Raw genomic sequence first — 20,676 nt, forward strand, 5'->3', positions numbered from 1 at the left:
CTGACGGCGCCCCGCACCGGGATCAGCGTCTAGATCAGGGCCGAACGCCCAGCGCCGTCAGCTCCAGCGCCATGCCCACCCGGCCCGCCGGGTTGCGGATGCTGTTGGCCAGGGCGATGAACCGCTTGGGCTTGCCCCGCAGGCGCCACTCCGCCCCCAGATGATAGAGCGCCTGCTCGCGGGCCGCCGGCGTCAGCCGGTCCCAGCGTTCGAAGGCGAATACCGTCCGCGCGCGGAACAGCCCCGTCTGCAGCGGCGCCACCAGATACGATCGCTCCAGCGCCTGGGCCGCGGCCTTGTCGCGCCCGGCCGCCGCGTCCACCGCCGCCCGCCGCAGCCAGGCCGAGCCGGATCCCGGCCGCAGGGCCAGTTCGCGGTCGCTGAGACCGTCCAGCGTCGCCAGTTCTTGCCGCGACGGCGCGCCCTGCGACAGGCCCCGCTCGATCCGCGAGGCCAGGACCTCGGCCGAGGCCGTGGGCCAGGGCGACAGGTCGCCGTCCAGCTTGACCGCCAGCATCGGCGCGGCCGCGCTCGCCGCCACGAGATAACAGGCGGCCGCTCCCGCCAGCATCAGCCGCGCGGGCCGCGAGCTGGGCGCGCCGCGAGCCTCGCGACGCCCCGTCGCCATGCCGCCGACCACGCCGAGACCGACCACGGCCAGGGCCTGGATGGCCGGCGCCTGCAGGGCGAAATCGCTGAGACCGTGGACCAGGAACACCGCCGCGGCGCAGACCGCGCCCCGCGACCAGACCGAAAGGCCGTCCGACCCCAGGGCCGCGCGGCCGATCGGGGCCAGGCGTTCCAGGAACAGGGCCGCCATCAGCGCTGTCCCGACCACGCCGGCTTCCTCCAGCCACTGGACATAGAGATTGTGCACGGCGCGGACATTGTAGAGCGCCGGCAGGCTGTCCTGGGTGACGACCAGCTGGTTGACCGTCGGGAACGATCCCAGGCCGTAGCCGAACCAAGGCGCGGCCAGGAAGGCGCGCCAGTGCGGGGCGACGATCTGGGCGCGGACGTCGAGGTTCTGCTGGGCCATGCCGAAGCGCTCGAACACCAGGCCCGCGCCGTTGAACACCAGCACGCCGGCGACCAGCAGGGCGACCAGGGCGTAGAACACCGCGGCCTTGCGCGTGGCGCCGCGACCGGAGAACAGCTCCCAGGCGACGAACAGGCCGACGCCGAACACCGCCGCGACCAGACCGCCGCGCGAGGCGGTCATCAGCAGGCAGACCAGCAGCAGGGCGCTCAGGCTCGCCAGGCTGACGGCCCGCGGATCGCCCTGGCGCAGCATGCGCGCCCCGCCCCGGCGCAGCCGCGCCGCGAGGGCCGCCACGGCCATGACCAGGGCGGCGGCGAAGACGGTGGCGGCGCTGTTGGGACCCAGCAGGGTGGCGCGCATCCGGCCCGCGCCGCGCACCGAGACGTATTGCGCCAGCGCGCCGGCGGCGTAGATCGCCATGGCGCCGAGCAGGCAGAACAGCAGGCGGCGGCCGCGCGTCTGCGACGCGCCGATCACCCGCGCCGAAACGTAGAGACAGAAGAGGCCCAGCAGGTTGACGACGTTCAGCAGCACCGCCGAACGGTCCAGCGTCGTGGCGGCGAAGGCTTTCGGAACGTAGGACCAGACCGGGTGGGCGCCGTCGGGCGTCCAGGGGGTCAGCGGCCAGAGGACGGCGGCCAGCAGCAGGGCGGCCAGCACGCCCGGAACCAGCCATCCGCCGAGTCGGGACAGGTCACGGCGCGCCCAGCCGCAGCTGGCCAGCAGGCCGACGAGGAACAGGGCGTAGAGCGCCGAGAAGCCGGCCGCCACCGCCAGTTCGCTGGCCCCGAAGGCCAGGACGGCGGCGAACACCAGGCCCGTCAGGACCAAACAGGCGGCGGTTTCGGACCCCGCGAGCCGCCGGGTCCGCCCCGCGTCAGTCGGCATAGTACTTTCGGTAGCTCTTGTAATAGTAGCCGGCGTCGCCGTAGCCGTAGCGGGACTGCGCCTTCAGATCCATCTGGGTCAGGGCCACGCCGGCCAGGAACACGCCGCGGCCTTGCAGCAGCGACAGGGCCGAGGTGATGGCCTTGACCGGGGTGCGCTTCCAGCGGGCCAGCATGACCACGGCGTCGGCGTGCGGCGCCAGGATGCGGGTGTCGGCGATGGCCAGCAGCGGGGCGGTGTCGAGCAGCACCACGTCGAAGCGCTGGCGCAGTTCCGCCAGCAGCCGCAGGAACGCGGCCGAGCCGAAGACGTCGCGCGGCGTGTAGGCCGACTTCATCAGCGGCAGCACCTTGGCGCCGCTCTCGTCGTTGACCAGCGCCTCGTCCAGGGTCGCGGCGCCGTTCAGCACCTCGATCAGGCCCACGGTCGGGGCCGTGGGCAGGAAGCGGTTGATCGCGCCCTGGCGCAGGTCGCAGTCGACGACGACGACATTGGCGCCCGAAGCGGCCAGCGTACGGCCCAGCGAGAAGGTGGTGGTGGTCTTGCCCTCGCCCGGCAGCGACGAGGTGACCGCGATCACCTTCACCGGCTCGCCGACCTTGGAGAACAGGATCGCCGCGCGCAGCTTGCGCAGGCTTTCGGCGAAGCTGGAGAGCGGCTTGTTTAGCAGGTAGTCCGGCGGCGTCAGGCCACGCAGGGCGCGGGAGTCGTCGAGGGTGGAGCTGAGCAGCGGCACCGAGCCCAGGTAGGAGACGCCCAGGCGGCGCTCGACCTCGTCCTCGGTGAACAGGCCGGCCATCAGGATCTCGGCCAGGACCACGGCGGCGACGCCGGCGCCCAAGGCGACGACCAGGCCGATCATCAGGTTCAGCGACGGCTTGGGCGCGCTGGGACGGGTGGGGATCGTGGCGCGCGACACCACGCGGGCGTCGGCCTGCTCGATGCCTTGCTGCGCCGTGGTCTGCTTGAAGCGACCCAGCAGCGATTCATACAGCGTGCGAACGGAGTCGGCCTTGCGCTCCAGCTCGCCCAGGCGGATGCCGGCGCGGTTGTTGCCGGCCAGGGCCCCGCGGGCGGCGCCGACGCTGCCGGCCATCGAGCCGGTGCGCTGGCGGGCGACCTGGGCCTGGGCCTCGAGGTTGGAGATGATGCGCTTGATCTCGGCCTGGATCTGCCCGTCGATGTCGGCCAGTTCGCGGCGGGCCTTCAGCAGGTCGGGGTGGCGGTCGCCATAGCGGCCCGACAGGTCGGCCACGGCGGCGCTCTTCTCGGCGCGCTGCTTGCGCAGCTGCTGCACGACCGGCGAGTTCAGCGACTCCCCGACGTCCTCGCCGGTGCTGCCGCGGGCCAGCTGGCTGCGGGCGATGCTGAGGCGGGCGTCGGTCTCGGCCTGCTCGGCGCGGGCGCCGGCCAGTTGCTGGTTCAGGCCCGAGATCTCCTGCTCGGTCAGGGTCGCGCCCTGGGCGCTCATCAGGTTGTTGGCGATCTTGTACTGCTGGACGTCGGCCTCGGCCTGCTGCAGCTCGCCGCGCAGGTCGGCCACGCGGGTGTTCAGCCACTCGTTGGCCTGCTTGGTGGCGTCGAACTTCGCCTCAAGCTGTTCGGTCAGGTAGAGGTCGGCGAAGGCGTTGGCCAGCTTGGCGGCTTGGGCCGGATCGGGGTGGGTGTACTGGACCGTGATCAGGTAGGTGACGCCCGCGCGGCGGACGTTGAGGCCCGACAGCACGCGGTCGACGATGCGCTCGCGGCGGCGCTGGATCTCGACGTCGCTCAGCTTGTCGGCCGGGGTGACGGCCTTCTTCAGGAACGGCAGCCAGGCGCGGACGCCCTTGGCGCCGGCCAGGCTCGGGTTGAAGTACGGGTCTTCCTCGAGCTTCAGCTTCTGGACCACGCGGCCGGCCAGCGAGCGCGAACGCAGCACCTCGACCTCGGTGTCGACCACGGCGCTGTCAGCCGGCAGGCCCGAGAGCACCGCGTTCATGTCGGGGGCGACCTGCTCCTGACGCACGTCCAGCATTACCTGGGCGGCGGTCGAGTAGGTGGGCGTCTGCTGCAGCGTGTAGAGCACGACCGCCACGAACACCGCCAGCGCCACGGCCGCGAACAGTCGCAGCCGCCGCCGGAACACGGCGATGATGACGTTGAGGTCGAACGCAGGCGCTCCGGCGTCGGACGCCGGAGCGGTTTGGGTCTCGAAGGTCGAGCCGTCCATGATGCGCACTCTTCACTGGTCGAACGGCCCCCCGGCTAGCGAAGGACCGTGACCTATTTCAGGCCTGGAGCTCGACCATTACCGTCGGAAACATCGGCAATGGATTAACCGGCTCCACTTTCGAACAACCGGGGGCGCGGCGACCGATGAAAGTTCGGCCGCCAGGCCTTTAGAACTGCAAGGCGACCGAGGCGGCCAGCTTGTTGTCGGTGAAGCTCTTGGACTTGTCGACGCCGTCGGACTTGGTCTTGGCGTAGGTGTAGGTCAGGAAGACCCCGACGCGGCGGTTCATCAGATAGGCGGCCGACAGCTTGCCGCCGGTGCGCTTGTCGGCGCGATCGATGCCGTCGTAGTCGTCCTTGCCGAAGCTGGCCTGGCCCGACAGCAGCACGTTGCGCAGCAGCTCGTGGTCGACGGCGACCGAGCTGTTGGTCGACACGTAGCCCTGCGAGGCCGAGACCACGGCTTCCTCGATGGCGCGCGAGGCGTTGAAGGTGACCGTGGTCAGCTCGGTCGGGAACCACTCGACCTTGCTCTTGGTGCTGAAGCCGCTGACGTCGCGGCTGCCGCCGGCGAAGTTGTCGTAGGTCTGCTTCATGTAGCCGGCGTCGACCTGGCCGCGGATCGCCTGGGCCAGTTCGAAGTCGACACCGGCGGTCAGGTTGTAGCCGTCGGAGTCGCGGGTCTTGGTGACGTCATAGCGGCGGGAGTCGCCGGCCAGCGCGACGTAGAAGGCGGTGTCGGGGCTGACCGCGTAGTCGGCCTTGACGCCGTAGCGGACCTGGTCGCGATCGCGGAAGTCCTGGTCCAGCACGGTCGTGCCGCCGCCGGTCACCGCCAGGCGGCCGTCCTTGTAGTCGTAGGCCTTGCTGGTCAGGTCGCCCGTGATGCGCAGGCGGTTGAACTCCTTGACGCCCTTCAGGTTGGCCGTGAGCAGCGAGTACTCGATCGGGGCCAGGGCGGTGGCCAGGGATTCCGGCGCCGAACGCGGCTCGATCAGCTGTTGGTACTGCAGCGAGCCGGAGATGTTCGTGCCGCGCACGACGTCCAGACGGCCGTTCACGCCGAGGGTGTATTCCTCGTTGTTTTCGGTGTCGTGGTTCGAATAGCGGTTCACCGAGGCCGAGGCGAAGGCGCCCACGGCGTGACGCGACCAGTCCGAACGCAGCGCCAGTTCCGGCTTCACGCGCCAGATGGTGTCGCTCGTCTCGCTGGCGGCGACGGCGTAGATGTTGTCGTCCCGCTCGGCTTCGATCGTCAGCCGGGGATACGCCTTGAACGCGCCCAGGCGAACGCCCGCGGCCTCGTAGTCCGGGCGCGGACGCTGGCGCACGCTGACGTGCTTGTCACGCTTGAAGCTGGTGGCGGCGTCTTGCGCAGCCGCCATCTGCGGCGCAGCCGCGACGAGCACGGCCGCGACCGCGGCTGAAGCCAGAATTCTCATTATCCATCCCCACTTCGACGACCATCAGGCCGTCTTTTCGGAAACCCGACACAAACAAAAAGGGCTCGCCGACGAAACCCGAGGGCGCGAAGAGCGCCGAAGTTCTAGACGGCGATCAGGTGCCGCAATAGTCGGCGATGACGCCGGCGCACGGATCATACTGAGCGCCCGGCGTACCAGCGTCGCCGCCACCGCCGGCCGCGCCGTCGAGGCTCGACAGCACGGTGACGGAGTCGCCGCCGTCGGTCGCCGCGGTGACGGTGCCGGTCGCGCCGGTGGCCGAGGCCACCTGGGCGCCGAGCTCCGGCGACACGGCCGAGGCCACGTCGACGGCCATGGTCCCGGTGATCAGGCCGCTGGCGGCGGCCTGGGTCAGGGCGGCGACGATCACGGCCGGGGAGGCGCCGGTCTTGGCGAGGGCGGCGGCGATCGCGGCCTTGACGGCGGCTTGCTTGCCGGCGGCGTCGAGGGCGGCGTAGCCGGGATCGGCGGCGGCGGCGGTCGCCGCGTCGGCGATCACCGACTGCAGATCTTCAGCGGTCGGCGCGGCCGTCTCGGTGGCGGCGGCCGGAGCCTGCAGCGAAGCCGCGATCGAAGCGAGCGGCGCTACGGTAATGACCAGGCCAAGCGCGGCGGCCTTGGCGAAACGCGATGACATGGTTTACCCCCATTAGTAATGCGCGTTTTCCTATAGGCCGCAACCAAGGGCTATTGCCAGCCCTAAATCCCGGCGTTCGGTTAATTCGGCCGCGACAGAGACGGTTTTTGCACAGATGCGCAACAATCCCTGAGCGACCTGCTTCTGCCAGGATCAATTCTTAGGCCATGCCTGTGACGCGGGCATGAAGCCCGGGAACCATCGGTTCTATATCCTGAAAGGCGAATATTTCCCGCGACAACTCATCGACTCGCCTGGAGAGCATCAAGCTCGGCCATAGAGTCGAGTTTATGATCAATGAGCAGAGCCAATTGTCGTCTGTTCAATATCGGCTCGTTCGCACACAGAGCACTCAACGTCGCCGACGCGTCATGCGGCGCAGTCCTCGCACCACCGGCCGCTCGATGCTGGGCCAGATGAGTAGTGCGACGAGAAAGACGATGACGGTGATGGCGATGAGCACGATGCAACCTCAGGGAGATGAATCCTTATAGTACAGCCTTGATCGCTTGTCCGGTCTCCCGGTGCGGAAAGGCGCTTTGCCGTATTGCGCCGCACGCTTGCGCGGCGCATGGAGGCCACGCCTGACCTCGCCCGCGCCATCCTCCTCAGTCCTGGGGCGGCGAGCATCCGGCCCGATCCGAACGAAGAGGTTTCGATGCGCGTAGCGATGATTGGCACGGGCTATGTGGGCCTGGTGTCTGGGGCGTGTTTTGCGGACTTCGGTCACGTGGTGACGTGCATCGACAAGGATCCGCGCAAGATCTCGCGGCTGCTGGCCGGCGAGATTCCGATCTTCGAGCCGGGCCTGGACGATCTGGTCGCCCGCAACGTCCGCGAAGGCCGGCTGTCGTTCACCCTGGAAGGCGCCCAGGCGATCAAGGACGCCGACGCGGTGTTCATCGCCGTGGGCACCCCCACCCGTCGCGGCGACGGCCATGCCGACCTCTCCTACGTCTACGCCGCGGCCGAGGAGATCGCCGGCCTGATCGACGGCTTCACCGTGATCGTCAACAAGTCGACCGTGCCGGTCGGCACCGGCGACGAGGTCGAGGCCATCGTCAAGCGCGTGGCCCCCAACGCCCAGTTCGCCGTGGTCTCCAACCCCGAGTTCCTGCGCGAAGGCGCGGCCATCGAGGACTTCAAGCGTCCCGACCGCGTGGTCGTGGGCACCGAGGATGAGCGGGCCCAGGCGGTGATGCGCGAGCTCTATCGCCCGCTGAGCCTGAACGAGACCCCGATCGTCTTCACCGGCCGCCGCACCAGCGAGCTGATCAAGTACGCCGCCAACGCCTTCCTGGCCATGAAGATCACCTTCATCAACGAGATGGCCGACCTCTGTGAAAAGGTCGGGGCCGACGTGCAGCAGGTGGCCAAGGGCATCGGCCTGGACAAGCGCATTGGGAGCAAGTTCCTCAACGCCGGCCCCGGCTACGGCGGCTCGTGCTTCCCCAAGGACACCATCGCCCTCGTGAAGACCGCCGCCGACTACGGCGCGCCGACCCGGCTGATCGAGACCACGGTCGAGGTCAACACCGCCCGTAAGAAGGCCATGGCCGACAAGGTCGCCGCCGTGCTCGGCGCCGAAGACCTGTCGGGCAAGACCGTCGGGGTGCTGGGCGTGACCTTCAAGCCCAACACCGACGACATGCGCGACGCCCCCAGCCTCGACATCCTGCCGGCCCTGCAGGCCAGGGGCGCCAAGGTCCGCGCCTTCGACCCCGAAGGCCGCCACGAGGCCGAGCACCTGCTGCCGGGCGTCGAGTTCGTCGGCGGTCCCTACGAGGCCGCCCAGGGCGCCGACGTGCTGCTGATCCTCACCGAGTGGGACCAGTTCCGCGCCCTCGACCTCGTCCGCCTCAAGGGCCTGCTGGCCGCCCCGGTCGTCGTCGACCTGCGCAATATCTACAAGCCCGCCGAAATGGTGCGGGCCGGGTTCACCTATGCCTCGGTGGGGCGCGGGGCGAAGTAGGCCCCTACCCGCCCTCGCCGGCGATCAGCGCCGCCTTCATCGCCTGCGCCTGCTCGGGCGAGACGCCCATGGCGGCGAGGATCGGCGAGGGGGTGCGCGTATCCCAGCTGCTGCGCGGGCCGATGGTGATGCCGCCGTCGACCACCAGGTGCGTGCCTGTGACGAAGGCGGCGTCGTCGCTGGCCAGGTAGAGGGCGGCGCAGGCGATGTCGTCGGGCAGGCCGGCCTTGGCGATCGGCTGGATCTTCGGGCCGATCTCGGCGACGCGGGCGGCCATCTGGTCGGCGACGTCGCGCGGCAGGCCGATCGAGGCCCCGAAGATCGAGGTGGCGATCAGGCCGGGGCACAGCGCGTTGACCCGGATGCCCAGCGGCGACAGCTCGGCCGCCGCGCAGCGGCTCATGTGGATCACCGCCGCCTTGGCCGAGGAATAGGCCAGCGGCCCGAAGCCCGCCTGCAGGCCGGCGATCGAGGCGGTGTTGATGATCGAGCCGCCGCCCCGCGCCAGCATGGCCGGCACGGCGTGCTTCATGCCCAGCGCCGGACCGCGCAGCAGCACGGCGAAGGTGGCGTCCCAGGCCTCGCCGGTGATCTCGGCCGCGCCGTGCGGCGCGCCGCCGTGGCCGGCGTTGTTGAACAGGATGTCGAGCCCGCCGAAGGCCTGCGTCGCCAGATCGATCGCCGCGGCGATGTCGGCCTCGACCGTGACGTCGCAGCGCGCGAAGCGCACGGCGTCGGGAAAGCGCTTTTCGAGGATCTCGCCCTTCTCGACCTGCAGGTCGGCGGCGATGACGCGGGCGCCCTGCGCGACGAACAGTTCCACGGCCCCCAGGCCTATGCCCGAGCTGGCTCCGGTGATGACGGCGACCTTGCCGTCCAGACGTCCGCCCATGCGGCTTCCTCCCTTGGCTCGCGGCCTCTGGAGGCGGGCCGCTCAGCGCGGGAGGATCATGGAATGGCCGGCCGCGCGCGGCCAGTCTTACCCAGCGTCAGTTGGCGGGCGAACCGAAGACCCGGTTCGGAAACGGCCGCCCCACGGCCGGCCGTCGCGTCACCAGGCTGAAGACCAGCCACAGGGCGCACGGAACCAGCATCACCACCCAGGCCAGCACGAGTCCGGCCAGGCCGAAGGCGGCGCAGACGCGCTGCCAGGCGTTCGGCTGCTCAATCGCGCGGCGGCGCGGCTTTTCGATGTTCAAACCCATAGGTCCCCCACGGACGTTGGTTTAAGGCTTGAGAACCGGCGCCCGACGGTACGCCTCGGGCGAAACTTGGTTTTTCTTCTTGCCCGGCTTGAGCTGCCGCGCAAGGGCGTTCTTGGCGTCGACCATCGCCGGACCGAACAGATGCCACGGCTCGACGCAGTAGCGGGTGAACAGGCGCTGCGGGTCGGCCATCAGCCGGAACAGCCACTCCATGCCCACCTGGCCCATCCAGCGCGGCGCGGCCAGCTGCACGCCGGCCTCGTAGTCGAAGGCGCCGCCGACCGTGAAGCCGACGCAGGGGTCGAGCTTCTTGTGGTTCTCCAGCAGCCACTTCTCCTGGCGCGGCATGCCCATGCCGACCAGCAGGACGTCGGGCTTGTAGGCCCGGATCTTCTCGACCACCGCCTCGTTCTCGAGGCTGCCGTCGGTGACGTCGAAATAGCCCTGATGGCTCTCGACCTGGGCCGTCGGCCAGTCGCGGCGGATGTTGTCCAGCGCCGCCTCGGCCACGCCCGGGGCGCCGCCGACGAAGAACACCTTCCAGTTTTCCTTGGTGGCCCGCGCCCAGAAGTCGTTGCGCCAGTCGAGATAGGTGCAGCGGTGGAAGCGGCGGCTGGCCCGGCCCACGATGCGGGCCCAGAAGATCAGCGGCACGGAATCGACCTCGATCAGGTCGGCCGACTTGAAGAAGTCGACGATCTGCTGGTCCTTCTGGATCAGGTAGAGGCTGTGCAGGTTGTGGTTGGCGACGACCGCGCCCTTGCCGGCCGAGATCCGGCCCGCCACGAAGTGGAAGACCTCCTCGGGGCGCACGAGATCCATCTCGCCCCCGAGCACCTTCACGCGCTCTTCGGGACGCCGGTTCATGCGAAACGGGCGGCGCGCCTCCAGAGGATACGCGTCGCGAGCAGGAAGGAACATCTGAACCCCGCCTCCGACTATTCGAAGAGCAGCAATAGCTCAGGTGACCTAACCGCTTCGCTAAAGGACGTCCTTAGCGAGATTTAACCGTATGATTTTACTGCTGTTTCATTATGGGACGGAGCCCCCTCTCCTCCCGTCATTCCCGCCCTCGTGGCGGGAACCCCTCTGTCAGCCGCAAAGGCGGATGAGGCGGACTGCCAAGCAGTCCGCTTGCGCTTCACCTGCGAACGGAACCAGGGGTTCCCGCCACAAGGGCGGGAATGACGGGCGTTTAGATTGTCACCACGACCTTGCCCATGGCCTTGCGGCTGGCCAGGTGGGCGATGGCGTCGCCGGCCTTTTCCAGGGGGAAGCGCTCGGAGACGTACGGCTTGATCTTGCCGGCGGCGTAGAGGTCCATCAGCTCGCGGACATTGGCGGCGTGGCCGGCCGGATCGCGGGCCACGGCCGCGCCCCAGAACACGCCGACGATGTCGCACGACTTCAGCAGGGTCAGGTTCAGCGGGATCTTCGGAATGCCCGACGGGAAGCCGATCACCAGCATGCGGCCGCCCCAGCCGGCGGCGCGGATGGTGGCTTCGGAATAGTCGCCGCCGACCGCGTCATAGGCCACGTCCCAGCCGTTCGGACCGCAGGCGGCCTTCAGCTGGTCGGCCAGGGCCTTCTGGCCGTCCTTGTCGAACGGGCCGCGGGCGTAGACGACGCCGGCGTCGGCGCCGCGCGAGACGGCCAGGTCGACCTTCTCCTGGCTGGAGGCGGCGGCGATGACCCGCGCGCCCATGGCCTTGCCCAGCTCGACGGCCGCAAGGCCCACGCCGCCGGCCGCGCCGAGCACCAGCAGGGTCTGGCCCGGCTTGAGGAAGCCTCGGTCCTTCAGCGCGTAGTAGGAGGTGCCGTAGGTCAGGATGAAGGCCGAGGCCTCGTCGAAGGGCATGGCGTCGGGGATCGGCGTGCAGCGCGCGGCCTCGACCGCCAGCTTGTCGGCCATGCCGCCCCAGCCGGTGGAGGCCAGCACCCGCTGGCCGACCGACAGGGTGGTGACGCCCTCGCCGAGCGCGGCCACCACGCCCGAGACCTCGCCGCCCGGCGCGAAGGGGCGGGTCGGCTTGAACTGGTACATGTCCTGGATGATCAGCAGGTCGGGATAGTTGACCCCGCAGGCCTTGACGTCGATCAGCACCTGGCCGGGCGCGGGGGTCGGATCGGGCAGCTCCTCCAGCACCAGGGTCTCGGGTCCGCCGACCGCCTTGCTGAGCACCGCCTTCATCTCGCTTCTCCCGTATTCTTTCTTTAGAACGCCGACGCTAACGCAGGCCGCGCGGCCAAGGAAGCAGAATGTCAAACAAGCGTTTTACTCTCGCCCTGCACGGCGGCGCCGGCGCCAAGCGCGGCCATGACTATTCCGTCGAGATCGCCCACATGCGCGGCCTGATCGAGGCCGGGCGCGAGCGGCTGGCCGCAGGCGCCTCGGCGCTGGACGTGGTGGTCGAGACGGTGGCGGCGCTGGAGGCCTCGGGCCTCTACATCGCCGGCAAGGGCGCCTCGCCCAACGCCGCGGGCGAGTACGAACTGGACGCCAGCCTGATGGACGGCGCCACGACCCGCGCCGGCTCGGTGGCCGCGCTGCAGGGCTTCGCCAGCCCGATCCTGGCCGCCCGGGCGGTGATGGAGAAGACCCCGCACGTGATGCTGGCCGGCGAAGGCGCCATGAGCTTCGCCCGCGCCCAGGGCCTGGAGACGATCGAGGATCCGGAAGCCTACTACACCCGCGCCGGCGCCTTCGAGGACAACGCCGCGCCGGACGTCTTGCCTACGGGCACGGTCGGCTGCGTGGCGCTGGACCAGGAGGGGCGCCTGGCCGCCGCCACCTCGACGGCGGGCGTGTTCGGCAAGCTGCCGGGCCGGGTGGGCGACAGCCCCGTCATCGGCGCGGGGGCCTGGGCCGACGGCTTCGCCGCGGTCTCGTGCACCGGCCAGGGCGAATATTTCATCCGCACCGCCGTCGCCGCCCAGATCGCCCACCGCATCCGCTTCGGCGGTCAGAGCCTGGACGAGGCCGCCAAGGGCGCCATCGAAGGCGTCGCCGAACTGGGCGGCCACGGCGGCCTGGTGTCGGTCGACCGGGACGGCAATGTCGCCATGCCGTTCGCCTCCAGCGGCCTCAAGCGCGCGGCCCTGCTGCCCGACGGGACCATCGTCGCCGAGGCGTTCTGAGGCGGGCCAGCGCTCGCGAGCTTGAGCCGCTTTTTCACCGAGCATCCCCGCGAAGGCGGGGATCCAAGCCGCGTCTGCGGATGATCCACGGCCGCGCCTCCTCCTGAAAGTCAGCTTGGATCCCCGCCTTCGCGGGGAAAGTCGTATTGGGGAGAAACTGGGAGGCGAATGTCGATCCGCCCTGGGGCGAGGCGCGAAAGGGCGTGCCAACCGGGAGGCGAGCGGGTTAGCTTCGCCTCATGTCGCGTCGCGTCGCCGCCCTTCCCATTCTGCTGTGCCTGGCGGCCTTCGCCCAAGCGCTCCCGGCGCGCGCCGACGTCGCGCTGGACGCCGACTGGATCCGCCGGGTCGAGACGGGCGAGGTGGCGCTGGGCGTGCGCGCCGATCCCAGCGTCCACGGCGGCGAGGTGCGCGCGGCCATCGACATCGCCGCCCCGCCGCAGGTGGTCTGGCGCACGATCCTGGACTGCGACCGCGCCGCCCGCATGACCCCGGGCGTGCGCCGCTGCACGGTGCTGTCGCGCTCGGCCGACGGCCGGGCCGAGACCCGCGAGCACCGCGTGAAGTGGAGCCTGCTGCTGCCGCCGCTGCGGTCGGTGTCGGAACTGACCCTGTCGCCTTATCGCAGCATCGTCTTCCGCTGCATCGACGGCGACATCCGCGACTGCCAGGGCCGCTGGCTGCTGACGCCGCTGGCCGGCGGCGGCACGCGGGTGCTCTACGAGAACCGCGCCAGCGCGCCGTTCGGCCTGCCCTCGGGCGTGGTGTCCTCGGCCATGCGCCGCGACGTGCCCGCCGCCCTGCTGGCCCTGAGACGCGAATGCCTGGAGACCCGCCCGTGACCCCTGCCCCGCCGCCCGAGCCCCTCTGGCTGTTCGACGGGGTCTGCAACTTCTGCTCGGGCTCGGTGCGGACGGTGCTGGCCATCGATCGCAAGGGGATCATGCGGTTCACGCCGATCCAGTCGGACTATGGACGGCAGCTGGCGCTGGCCCACGGGATCGATCCGGACGATCCGAAGAGCTTCCTGCTGCTCGACGGCGGCCGGGCGCTGGAGAAGAGCGCCGCGGTGCTGGCGCTGCTGAAAAGGCTGGGCGCGCCCTGGTCTTGGCTGGCGGTCATCGGCGTGGTTCCAGAGCGCTGGCGCGACGGCGCCTATGACTGGCTGGCGGCCAACCGCTACCGGCTGATGGGCAAGAAAAGCAGCTGCATGGTCCCGACGCCGCAGCAGAGAGCCCGCTTCGTGCTGGAGCCGCCGACCACATGACCCTGCCCCGTAAACGCGTCGTCCTGGTGGGGGCCACCGGCGTCTTTGGCTCGCGCCTGGCGCGGATGCTGGCCCGCCGGCCCGATGTCGAGCTGGTGCTGGCCGCCCGACGGCTGGGACCGCTGGAGGCCTTCCAGGCCGAGCTGATGCAGGATCGCCGCAAGGCCCGCATCGAGGTCGCGGTCGTCGATCGCGAGCGGCCGAAGACCCTGGCCGCCCTGAAGCCGTTCGTCGTGATCGACGCGGCCGGACCGTTCCAGGGCCAGGACGCGGCCTTCCCAGCCGCCGTGCTGGCGGCCGGGGCGCACTATGTCGACCTGGCCGACGCCCGCGACTTCGTCGCCGCCTTTCCCGAACGGCTGGCGGTTCCGGTCAAGGCGGCCGGGCGCTGGGCGATCACGGGCGCGAGCTCGACCCCGGCCCTGACCTGCGCGGCGGTCGATCGCCTCACCGAGGGCTGGACGCGGATCGACCGCATAGAGGCGGCGATCTCGCCCGGCGCGCGGGCGCCGCGCGGCCTGTCGGTGGTGCGGGCGATCCTGCGCTGGGCCGGCGCGCCGGTCGCGGTGTTCACCGATGGCCGCGAGACCGAACGGCCCGGCTGGAGCGCCCCGCGACGCCTGGTCTTCCCGGGGCTTGGCCGGCGATGGGTCAGCCTGGCCGAGACCCCCGACCTCGACCAGTTGAAGACCCGCTACGCCCCGACGCGCGACGCCCTGTTCGGGGCCGGACTGGAGCTGGCGCCGCTGCACCTAGGGCTCTGGTCCCTGAGCCTGCTGCGCCGCTGGAAGCTGCTGCCGGCGCTGGAGCCGCTGGCCGTGCTGCTGAACGCCGGGGCGGGCCTGCTGGCGCCGTTCGGCTCGGACCGGGGCGGCATGACCGTGCGAGCCGAGGGCCTGGACGCGACGGGCGCGCCGGCGCTGGCCCGCTGGAGCCTGTGGGCCGAGGAAGGCGCGGGTCCCAACGTACCGGCCGCCCCGGCGGCGGCCATGGTCGCGGCGCTGCTGGACGCGCGCCTGGGCGAGGCTCGGGCGGCGCCTTGCGTCGGCCTGGCTCCACTCGAAGACCTGCTGGCGCCGCTGGACGGCCTGCCGATCGAGACGCGGATCGACCGCGCCGCTCCGGCCGCACCCGGCCCCTTCCCCCGCGTGCTGGGACCGGCCTTCGACGCCCTGCCGCCGGTGGTGCGAGCCGCGCACGATGGCGCGGCGGCGGTGACGATGGAGGGCCGCGCCCGCGCACGGGGCGGACGCGGACTGGCGAGCCTGGCCAGGCGGCTACAGGGCCTGCCCGCGCCGGGGACCCACGCCCTGGCGGTGAGCATCACGCCGGAGGCCGGCGCCGAGACCTGGAGCCGGCGCTTCGGCGCGCGGACCTTCCGCTCGCGGATCGCCGCGGCGGCCGACGATCCGTTCGCCTTCGAGGAGACGGTCGGTCCGCTGACCTTCCGCTTCCACGCGGCGGCGCGCGGCGAGGGCTTTTCGTGGATCTTCGAAAGCTGGCGGCTGGGCCCCCTGCCCCTGCCGGCCGCCTGGGGTCCGAGGGTGCGGGCCTACACCTTCGCCCGCGACGGGACCTATCGCTTCCGGGTGCTGGTGGCCCATCCGTGGCTGGGCGTGGTGTTCGGCTATGCCGGACGGCTGGGCGGCGAACGTTAAGGCGTATCGACACTCAGCTATTCGCGACTTTCAAATCCGCGCATCCCCGCGAAGGCGGGGACCCAAGCTGGATTTCAGGATGAGGCGCGACCGTGGATCGTTTCCAACCTCGGCTTGGGTCCCCGCCTTCGCGGGGATGCTCGGTGAAAAATGAGCTCAGGCCGGTGAATGTCGATCAGGACCTAGGCGTCCATCCGCCGGAAGACCGCCATGGCCTGGCCGACGCCGGAGACGTCGCTGGGGATGGTCTCGACCAGACGCCAGGCCGGAGCGGCGCGGCGGGCGAAGCCTTCGGCGGTCATGTAGCCGCACAGCAGGTTGGAGCCCTCGGCCCCGCGCTGGCGGATAAGGAAACCGTCGGCGGTCAGGCGGTCGGCGAACTCGGCGGCGGCCGGGATCTTTTCGTCGAAGAACGACAGCAGGGCCAGGCCGCCGGGCCGCACGACCCGGGCCAATTCGGCCAGCCAGGCCTTCAGCGGCTCTTCGGTCATGTGGGTGAAGACCGAGGTGGCGTAGACGAGGTCGAAGGCGGCCGCCTCGTAGGGCAGGGGCGGCGTCTGGCGCGAGAGCACGAAGCGGCCGGGCAGGTTGGCGCCGGCCCAGTCGACCAGCTTGCCGTTGATGTCGCAGCCCGACAGCCGGGCCCGGGCGCCGAGATAGCGCGACACCCGCCCGCAGCCGCAGCCGAAGTCGAGCACGTCGGGATGCTCGGAAAGCGGCCGGTCGTGGCGAGCGGCGACGGCCTCGACCAGGTCGGCGGCGGCGCGCCCCTGGCTCAGGAAGGCCGCGGCGTCGGCGTGACCGGCGGTCATCACCCGCAGATAGGCCGGCGGGACCGGCAGATCCTCGACGGCGACATCCTCGGCCGCCGGCTTGAGGGCCTGCAGGTGCTGGAAGATGGCGAAGGCCGCGTCGGCCAGGCCCAGGCGGTCGAGCACGCCGATCAGTCGGCGCCTCATGATTTGCGCAGACGGGGATTGAGGGCCGGGCGGCAGATCGACAGCAGCAGGATCAGCGGCGCCAGCATGACGGCCGCGACATAGCGCTGCCAGGTGTCGGCCCGCTTGATGAAGTAGCGCGACAGGCCCACGCCCTTGTGGAACTCGACCTTGACCGGGTGCTCCAGGCTGGTGTGGCCCAGGTGGATGACGCGGGCCTCGGGGTGGAACAGCACCTGGCCGCCGGCCTGGCGGGCCCGCCAGCACAGGTCGATGTCCTCGACGTGCAGGAAATAGCCCTCGTCGAAGCCGGCCAGGGCCACGAAGTCGGGTCGGCGCAGGGCGAAGCAGGCGCCGGAGATGGTCGGCACGGGCGCGGGCTCGGCCGGCAGGGGCTCGTGCTCGCGGTGGATCTCGAAGCGGGCGAAGCGCTTCACCTTCTGGCTGAGCTGCGACAGGCTCATCAGGGTGGTGACCGGCGTCACCTCGCCCCGGCGGCCGCCGCGCTGCTCGGTGCCGTCGACATTCATGACCCGCGCGCCGACCACGGTGGGGACCGGCTGGTCGCGGAAGGCCGCGACCATGGCCGGCACGCAGTCCGACTGCAGGTTGGCGTCCGGATTGACGAAGATCAGGTATTCGCCCTGGGCGATCGAGGCGCCGAGATTGGCGCCCCGGGCGAAGCCGACATTGCCGTGGCCCTGGGCCAGCTGCACGCGCGGCTCGGTCAGGCCCAGGGCCCGCAGCATCTCGGCGTCCGACGGCGAGGAGCCGTTATCGACGATGACGAACTCGTCGACCATCGGCTCGGCCAGCACGTGGCGGATGCTGTCGACCAGCGCTTCTCCCGTCCAATAGACGACCATCACCACCGAAACCAAGGGTTTGGCGGGACGTGCGCCTGCGGCGAGGACCGTAAAGGACGGGAGAATGCTGTTCATCAGACCTGCGCAGGCTCTCGAACGTCTTGCGGCGCCTTGGCGCGCACGAGGTCGGGCGGGGTGGCTTCCTGGCCGAGCACGACGAGCGCGTCGTCGAGCGACAGGATCTGCTGCCCTTCGCCGCCGAGGCGACGCAGGGCGACCTGCCCCGTCTCCGCTTCCTTACGCCCGACCACTGCGATCACCGGAACCTTGCCGAGGCTATGCTCACGAATCTTGTAGTTGATCTTCTCGTTACGAAGATCGACTTCCGCGCGCAATCCCATAGCGATCAACCGCTCGACCACCGTGCGCGCATAATCGTCCGCATCCGACGTGATCGTGGCGACGACGACCTGGGTCGGCGCCAGCCAGAGCGGCAGGTGGCCCGCGTAGTTTTCCAAAAGAATCCCGATGAACCGCTCGAACGACCCCAGGATCGCGCGATGCAGCATCACCGGCCGCTTCTTGGATCCATCCTCGGCAACGTATTCGGCGCCCAAACGTTCCGGCAAAACATAATCAAGCTGCAGCGTGCCGCAGGTCCACTCCCGCCCAATGGCGTCCTGGACAATGAAATCGAGCTTGGGCGCGTAGAAGGCGCCGTCGCCCTCGGCGATCACCGGCTCGACGCCGGCCAGGCGCGCGGCCTCGGCCAGCATGCCTTCGGCCTTGTCCCAGAACTCGTCCGAACCGGCGCGCAGCTCCGGACGGGTGGCCAGGGCGATGTACTTGGTCGTCATGCCGAGGTCGGCGTGGATCATCCGCGTCAGGCGGATGAAGCGCTCGGTCTCCTCGACGATCTGGTCCTCGCGGCAGAAGATGTGGGCGTCGTCCTGGGTGAAGGCGCGCACCCGCATCAGGCCGTGCAGGGCGCCCGACGGCTCGTAGCGGTGGCAGGCGCCGAACTCGGCCATGCGCATCGGCAGTTCACGGTACGACCGCTGGCCGACGTTCCAGATCTGCACGTGGCCGGGGCAGTTCATCGGCTTGAGGGACAGGATCTCGCCTTCGACCGTCTCGCAGACGAACATGTTGGCGCGGTACTTGTCCCAGTGGCCCGAGTTCTCCCAGAAGGTCTTGTCCAGGACCTGGGGCGTCTTGACCTCGATATAGCCGGCGCGGTCGAGGCTGCGGCGCATATAGGCCTCCAGCGTCTGCCAGAGCTTCCAGCCCTTGGGATGCCAGAAGACCATGCCCCGGCCCTCTTCCTGCATGTGGAAGAGACCCAGCGCCTTGCCCAGCTTGCGGTGATCGCGCTTCTCGGCTTCCTCGATGCGCTTCAGATAGGCCTCGAGGTCGGCCTCCGAGGCCCAGCTCGTGCCGTAGATGCGCTGAAGCTGGGCGTTGTTCTGGTCGCCGCGCCAGTAGGCGCCGGCCAGCTTGGTCAGCTTGAAGGCCTTGCCGACATGCTTGGTCGACGGCAGGTGCGGGCCGCGGCAGAGGTCCTTCCAGTTCCCCTGGCGATAGACCGTGATCGTGTCCGTGCCCGGCAGGTCACGGATGATCTGGGCCTTGTACTGCTCGCCGATCTCGTCGAAGTGCTTGATCGCCTCGTCGCGGTCCCAGACCTCGCGCGTGATCTTCTCGTCGCGGTCGACGATCTCCTTCATGCGCTTTTCGATCGTCGCCAGGTCATCCAGGCTGAACGGCTCGTCGCGGGCGAAATCGTAATAGAAGCCGTCCTCGACGTTCGGACCGATCGTCACCTGGGTGCCGGGGAACAGTTCCTGCACGGCCTCGGCCAGCACGTGGGCGGTGTCGTGGCGGATGGTTTCGAGGGCCTCGGGGGCGTCGCGCGTCAGGATCTCGAACTTGCGCTCGCCGGTCAGCAGGTCGGGCGTCAAGGCGCGGTCGAGGTCGAGCACCTGACCGTCCAGCTTGATCAGCAGGGCCTTCTTCTCGAGCGACTTGGAGATGGCGGCCGCGACGTCGCGACCCGTCGCGCCATCGGGGTACTGACGGGAGGAGCCGTCGGGGAAAACCAGATCGATCATTCTTCACACATCCATTTACGCGGCTCGCGCGGCGGCGGCGGGTCGTATCCCCAGCCGCCGAACGGATTGCATCGGCAGATCCGTCGCAGCGCCAGCCAGGACCCCTTGGCGGGTCCGTGATCCTTGAGCGCCTGGGCCGCATATTCCGAACAGGTCGGCATAAAGCGGCACTGGCGCCCGATGAGAGGCGAGAGCGTCAACTTGTAGGCGCGCAGGCCCAGGTCGACAGTGCGGTCATAAAGGCTCATGCCGGCGCTTTCGCGAACGGAGTCGGGGACTTATCGCACCCGCGAAAAGCTCCGATCAAGCGGCGCCGGCGCTGCTAGTTCGCGTTTGGGCGGAAGCTGTGGCCTTCCGGACAGCCTCGACCGCGGCCTCGAACGCCAGAAGCGTCGAGGCGTGACGGGCGGGATAGTCCTTGACCGGCTCCAGCACGGCGAGCTCCGCAAAGCGGCCCACGGGGAGCGGGCCGTTCGACTTGAGCATAGCGGCCAGGGCGTCGCGGGCCAACTCAAGTTCGGAAAGATCCGTACCGATGATCTGCGCGCCCAGCACCGCGGCGCTGGCCTGGCCCAGGGCGCAGGCCGAAACCTCCTGAGCGAAGTCGGCGACCTTGCCGTTCTCGACCACCACGTCGACGACGATGCGGCTGCCGCACAGCTTGGCCGTCTTCTCGGCGCTGGCGTCGGGCGCGGCCAGCCGCCCGGCCCGCGGCATGTTGGCCACGAGCGTCAGGATGCGGGCGCTGTAGAGATCGTCGATCATCCGACTTCAGATGGGACCGCGCCACGCTCGCGCCAGAGGGCCTCGGCCCGGTCGCGCACCGCCTCGCCCATGGCCGTGAAGGCCGCCTTCAGCGCCTTGCGCTCGTCCTTGCCGATCCACTTGACCAGCAGGCCCATGAACAGCTCGCCGTTCGAGAAGGTGGCGTTGTTCGGCCCCATGTTCTCGACCTCGATGTAGCGGATCGCCGTGACGAAGCCGCCCAGGCGCTGCGAACGCCAGTGCAGCTGCTCGTAGGGCACCCAGTCCTGGACGATCGGCTGGATGACCTTGACCGGACGATCGCCGATCGCCTCTTCCAGCGTCAGGGCCGTGCCGATCTTCAGCTGGCCGGCGGCCTTGATGTAAAGCGGGTTCCACTGGTGCCAGCTGTCGAAGTCGGACACGACTTCCCAGACGATCTCGGCGGGGGCCTGGACCCCGATGCGGTGCTCGACGGCGCGTTTCATGGCAGCGATCTAGCACATCCAGGGGGTGGAGCTACAGGTGTGAACTGCCCCCCTTTTTCTCGCTCTTCTCTCCCGCCATTCCCGCCCTGGAGCCGGAGACTTCCA

General features: G+C 69.9%; 19 protein-coding genes. 5 read left to right on the forward strand and 14 right to left on the reverse strand.

The window, feature by feature from the left end:
- Positions 1–34: 34 nt before the first annotated feature.
- From AC07NG_RS17650 to AC07NG_RS17665, 4 genes are all read right to left on the reverse strand, one after another.
- On the reverse strand, positions 35–1,873 hold the full coding sequence (locus tag AC07NG_RS17650; protein WP_494595373.1) for an O-antigen ligase family protein: 1,839 nt from the start codon (positions 1,871–1,873) through the stop codon (positions 35–37).
- A gap of 46 nt (positions 1,874–1,919) precedes the next feature.
- Positions 1,920–4,142: a GumC family protein gene (locus AC07NG_RS17655; protein WP_494595375.1), complete on the reverse strand. Its 2,223-nt coding sequence runs from the start codon at positions 4,140–4,142 to the stop codon at positions 1,920–1,922.
- 169 nt (positions 4,143–4,311) lie between these two features.
- Positions 4,312–5,586, reverse strand: coding sequence for an outer membrane beta-barrel protein (locus AC07NG_RS17660; protein WP_494595377.1), 1,275 nt, complete (start codon positions 5,584–5,586; stop codon positions 4,312–4,314).
- 115 nt (positions 5,587–5,701) lie between these two features.
- A complete protein-coding gene (locus AC07NG_RS17665; protein ID WP_110133398.1) occupies positions 5,702–6,244 on the reverse strand; it encodes a hypothetical protein in 543 nt (180 codons plus the stop codon).
- 658 nt (positions 6,245–6,902) lie between these two features.
- On the opposite strand from AC07NG_RS17665, the gene AC07NG_RS17670 reads away from it, so the two are divergent.
- The gene (locus AC07NG_RS17670) at positions 6,903–8,216 is read left to right on the forward strand and encodes a UDP-glucose dehydrogenase family protein (protein WP_494595378.1); all 1,314 of its coding nucleotides are present in this window, start codon (positions 6,903–6,905) and stop codon (positions 8,214–8,216) included.
- A gap of 4 nt (positions 8,217–8,220) precedes the next feature.
- Here AC07NG_RS17670 and AC07NG_RS17675 read toward each other — a convergent pair whose 3' ends face one another.
- The 4 genes from AC07NG_RS17675 to AC07NG_RS17690 all read right to left on the reverse strand — a co-directional run bounded on the left by AC07NG_RS17675 (position 8,221) and on the right by AC07NG_RS17690 (position 11,612).
- Positions 8,221–9,108, reverse strand: coding sequence for an SDR family NAD(P)-dependent oxidoreductase (locus tag AC07NG_RS17675; RefSeq protein WP_494595379.1), 888 nt, complete (start codon positions 9,106–9,108; stop codon positions 8,221–8,223).
- A 97-nt stretch (positions 9,109–9,205) separates the two neighbouring features.
- Positions 9,206–9,421: a hypothetical protein gene (locus tag AC07NG_RS17680; RefSeq protein WP_110119843.1), complete on the reverse strand. Its 216-nt coding sequence runs from the start codon at positions 9,419–9,421 to the stop codon at positions 9,206–9,208.
- 21 nt (positions 9,422–9,442) lie between these two features.
- Complete coding sequence (locus tag AC07NG_RS17685) at positions 9,443–10,342, reverse strand: WecB/TagA/CpsF family glycosyltransferase (RefSeq protein WP_492856314.1); 900 nt, start codon at positions 10,340–10,342, stop codon at positions 9,443–9,445.
- Between the two features lie 274 nt (positions 10,343–10,616).
- Positions 10,617–11,612: an NADPH:quinone oxidoreductase family protein gene (locus AC07NG_RS17690; protein WP_494595381.1), complete on the reverse strand. Its 996-nt coding sequence runs from the start codon at positions 11,610–11,612 to the stop codon at positions 10,617–10,619.
- Positions 11,613–11,680: 68 nt separating this feature from the next.
- Here AC07NG_RS17690 and AC07NG_RS17695 point away from each other — a divergent pair, with 68 nt between their 5' ends.
- From AC07NG_RS17695 to AC07NG_RS17710, 4 genes are all read left to right on the forward strand, one after another.
- Positions 11,681–12,559 carry an isoaspartyl peptidase/L-asparaginase family protein gene (locus AC07NG_RS17695; protein WP_492856312.1) on the forward strand — a complete coding sequence of 293 codons (879 nt, stop codon included), beginning with the start codon at positions 11,681–11,683 and terminating at the stop codon, positions 12,557–12,559.
- A 239-nt stretch (positions 12,560–12,798) separates the two neighbouring features.
- Entirely contained in the window at positions 12,799–13,401 is a 603-nt protein-coding gene (locus AC07NG_RS17700; RefSeq protein ID WP_492856311.1) for an SRPBCC family protein, read from the forward strand.
- The gene (locus AC07NG_RS17705; protein ID WP_494595382.1) at positions 13,398–13,826 is read left to right on the forward strand and encodes a thiol-disulfide oxidoreductase DCC family protein; all 429 of its coding nucleotides are present in this window, start codon (positions 13,398–13,400) and stop codon (positions 13,824–13,826) included. The genes AC07NG_RS17700 and AC07NG_RS17705 overlap by 4 nt, the downstream gene beginning before the upstream one ends.
- Positions 13,823–15,484 (forward strand): DUF4166 domain-containing protein, encoded by a 1,662-nt coding sequence (locus tag AC07NG_RS17710; protein WP_494595384.1) that lies wholly within the window; start codon positions 13,823–13,825, stop codon positions 15,482–15,484. The genes AC07NG_RS17705 and AC07NG_RS17710 overlap by 4 nt, the downstream gene beginning before the upstream one ends.
- Before the next feature lie 182 nt (positions 15,485–15,666).
- On the opposite strand, the gene AC07NG_RS17715 is transcribed toward AC07NG_RS17710, so the two are convergent.
- From AC07NG_RS17715 to AC07NG_RS17740, 6 genes are read right to left on the reverse strand one after another with little or no spacing between them, the layout of a single operon-like run.
- Positions 15,667–16,443: a class I SAM-dependent methyltransferase gene (locus tag AC07NG_RS17715; protein WP_494595385.1), complete on the reverse strand. Its 777-nt coding sequence runs from the start codon at positions 16,441–16,443 to the stop codon at positions 15,667–15,669.
- A complete protein-coding gene (locus AC07NG_RS17720; protein WP_492856307.1) occupies positions 16,440–17,363 on the reverse strand; it encodes a glycosyltransferase family 2 protein in 924 nt (307 codons plus the stop codon). The genes AC07NG_RS17715 and AC07NG_RS17720 overlap by 4 nt, the downstream gene beginning before the upstream one ends.
- Positions 17,363–19,339 (reverse strand): threonine--tRNA ligase, encoded by a 1,977-nt coding sequence (gene thrS / locus AC07NG_RS17725; protein WP_492856306.1) that lies wholly within the window; start codon positions 19,337–19,339, stop codon positions 17,363–17,365. Before thrS ends, AC07NG_RS17720 begins: the two co-directional genes overlap by 1 nt.
- Positions 19,336–19,587 (reverse strand): membrane protein insertion efficiency factor YidD, encoded by a 252-nt coding sequence (gene yidD / locus AC07NG_RS17730; protein ID WP_487290145.1) that lies wholly within the window; start codon positions 19,585–19,587, stop codon positions 19,336–19,338. Before yidD ends, thrS begins: the two co-directional genes overlap by 4 nt.
- A gap of 55 nt (positions 19,588–19,642) precedes the next feature.
- On the reverse strand, positions 19,643–20,104 hold the full coding sequence (locus tag AC07NG_RS17735; RefSeq protein WP_494595386.1) for an iron-sulfur cluster assembly scaffold protein: 462 nt from the start codon (positions 20,102–20,104) through the stop codon (positions 19,643–19,645).
- A complete protein-coding gene (locus AC07NG_RS17740; protein ID WP_494595387.1) occupies positions 20,101–20,571 on the reverse strand; it encodes an SRPBCC family protein in 471 nt (156 codons plus the stop codon). Before AC07NG_RS17740 ends, AC07NG_RS17735 begins: the two co-directional genes overlap by 4 nt.
- Between the last annotated feature and the right edge of the window lie 105 nt (positions 20,572–20,676).

The sequence above is a fragment of the Caulobacter sp. GW821-FHT10C03 genome (assembly GCF_059415485.1).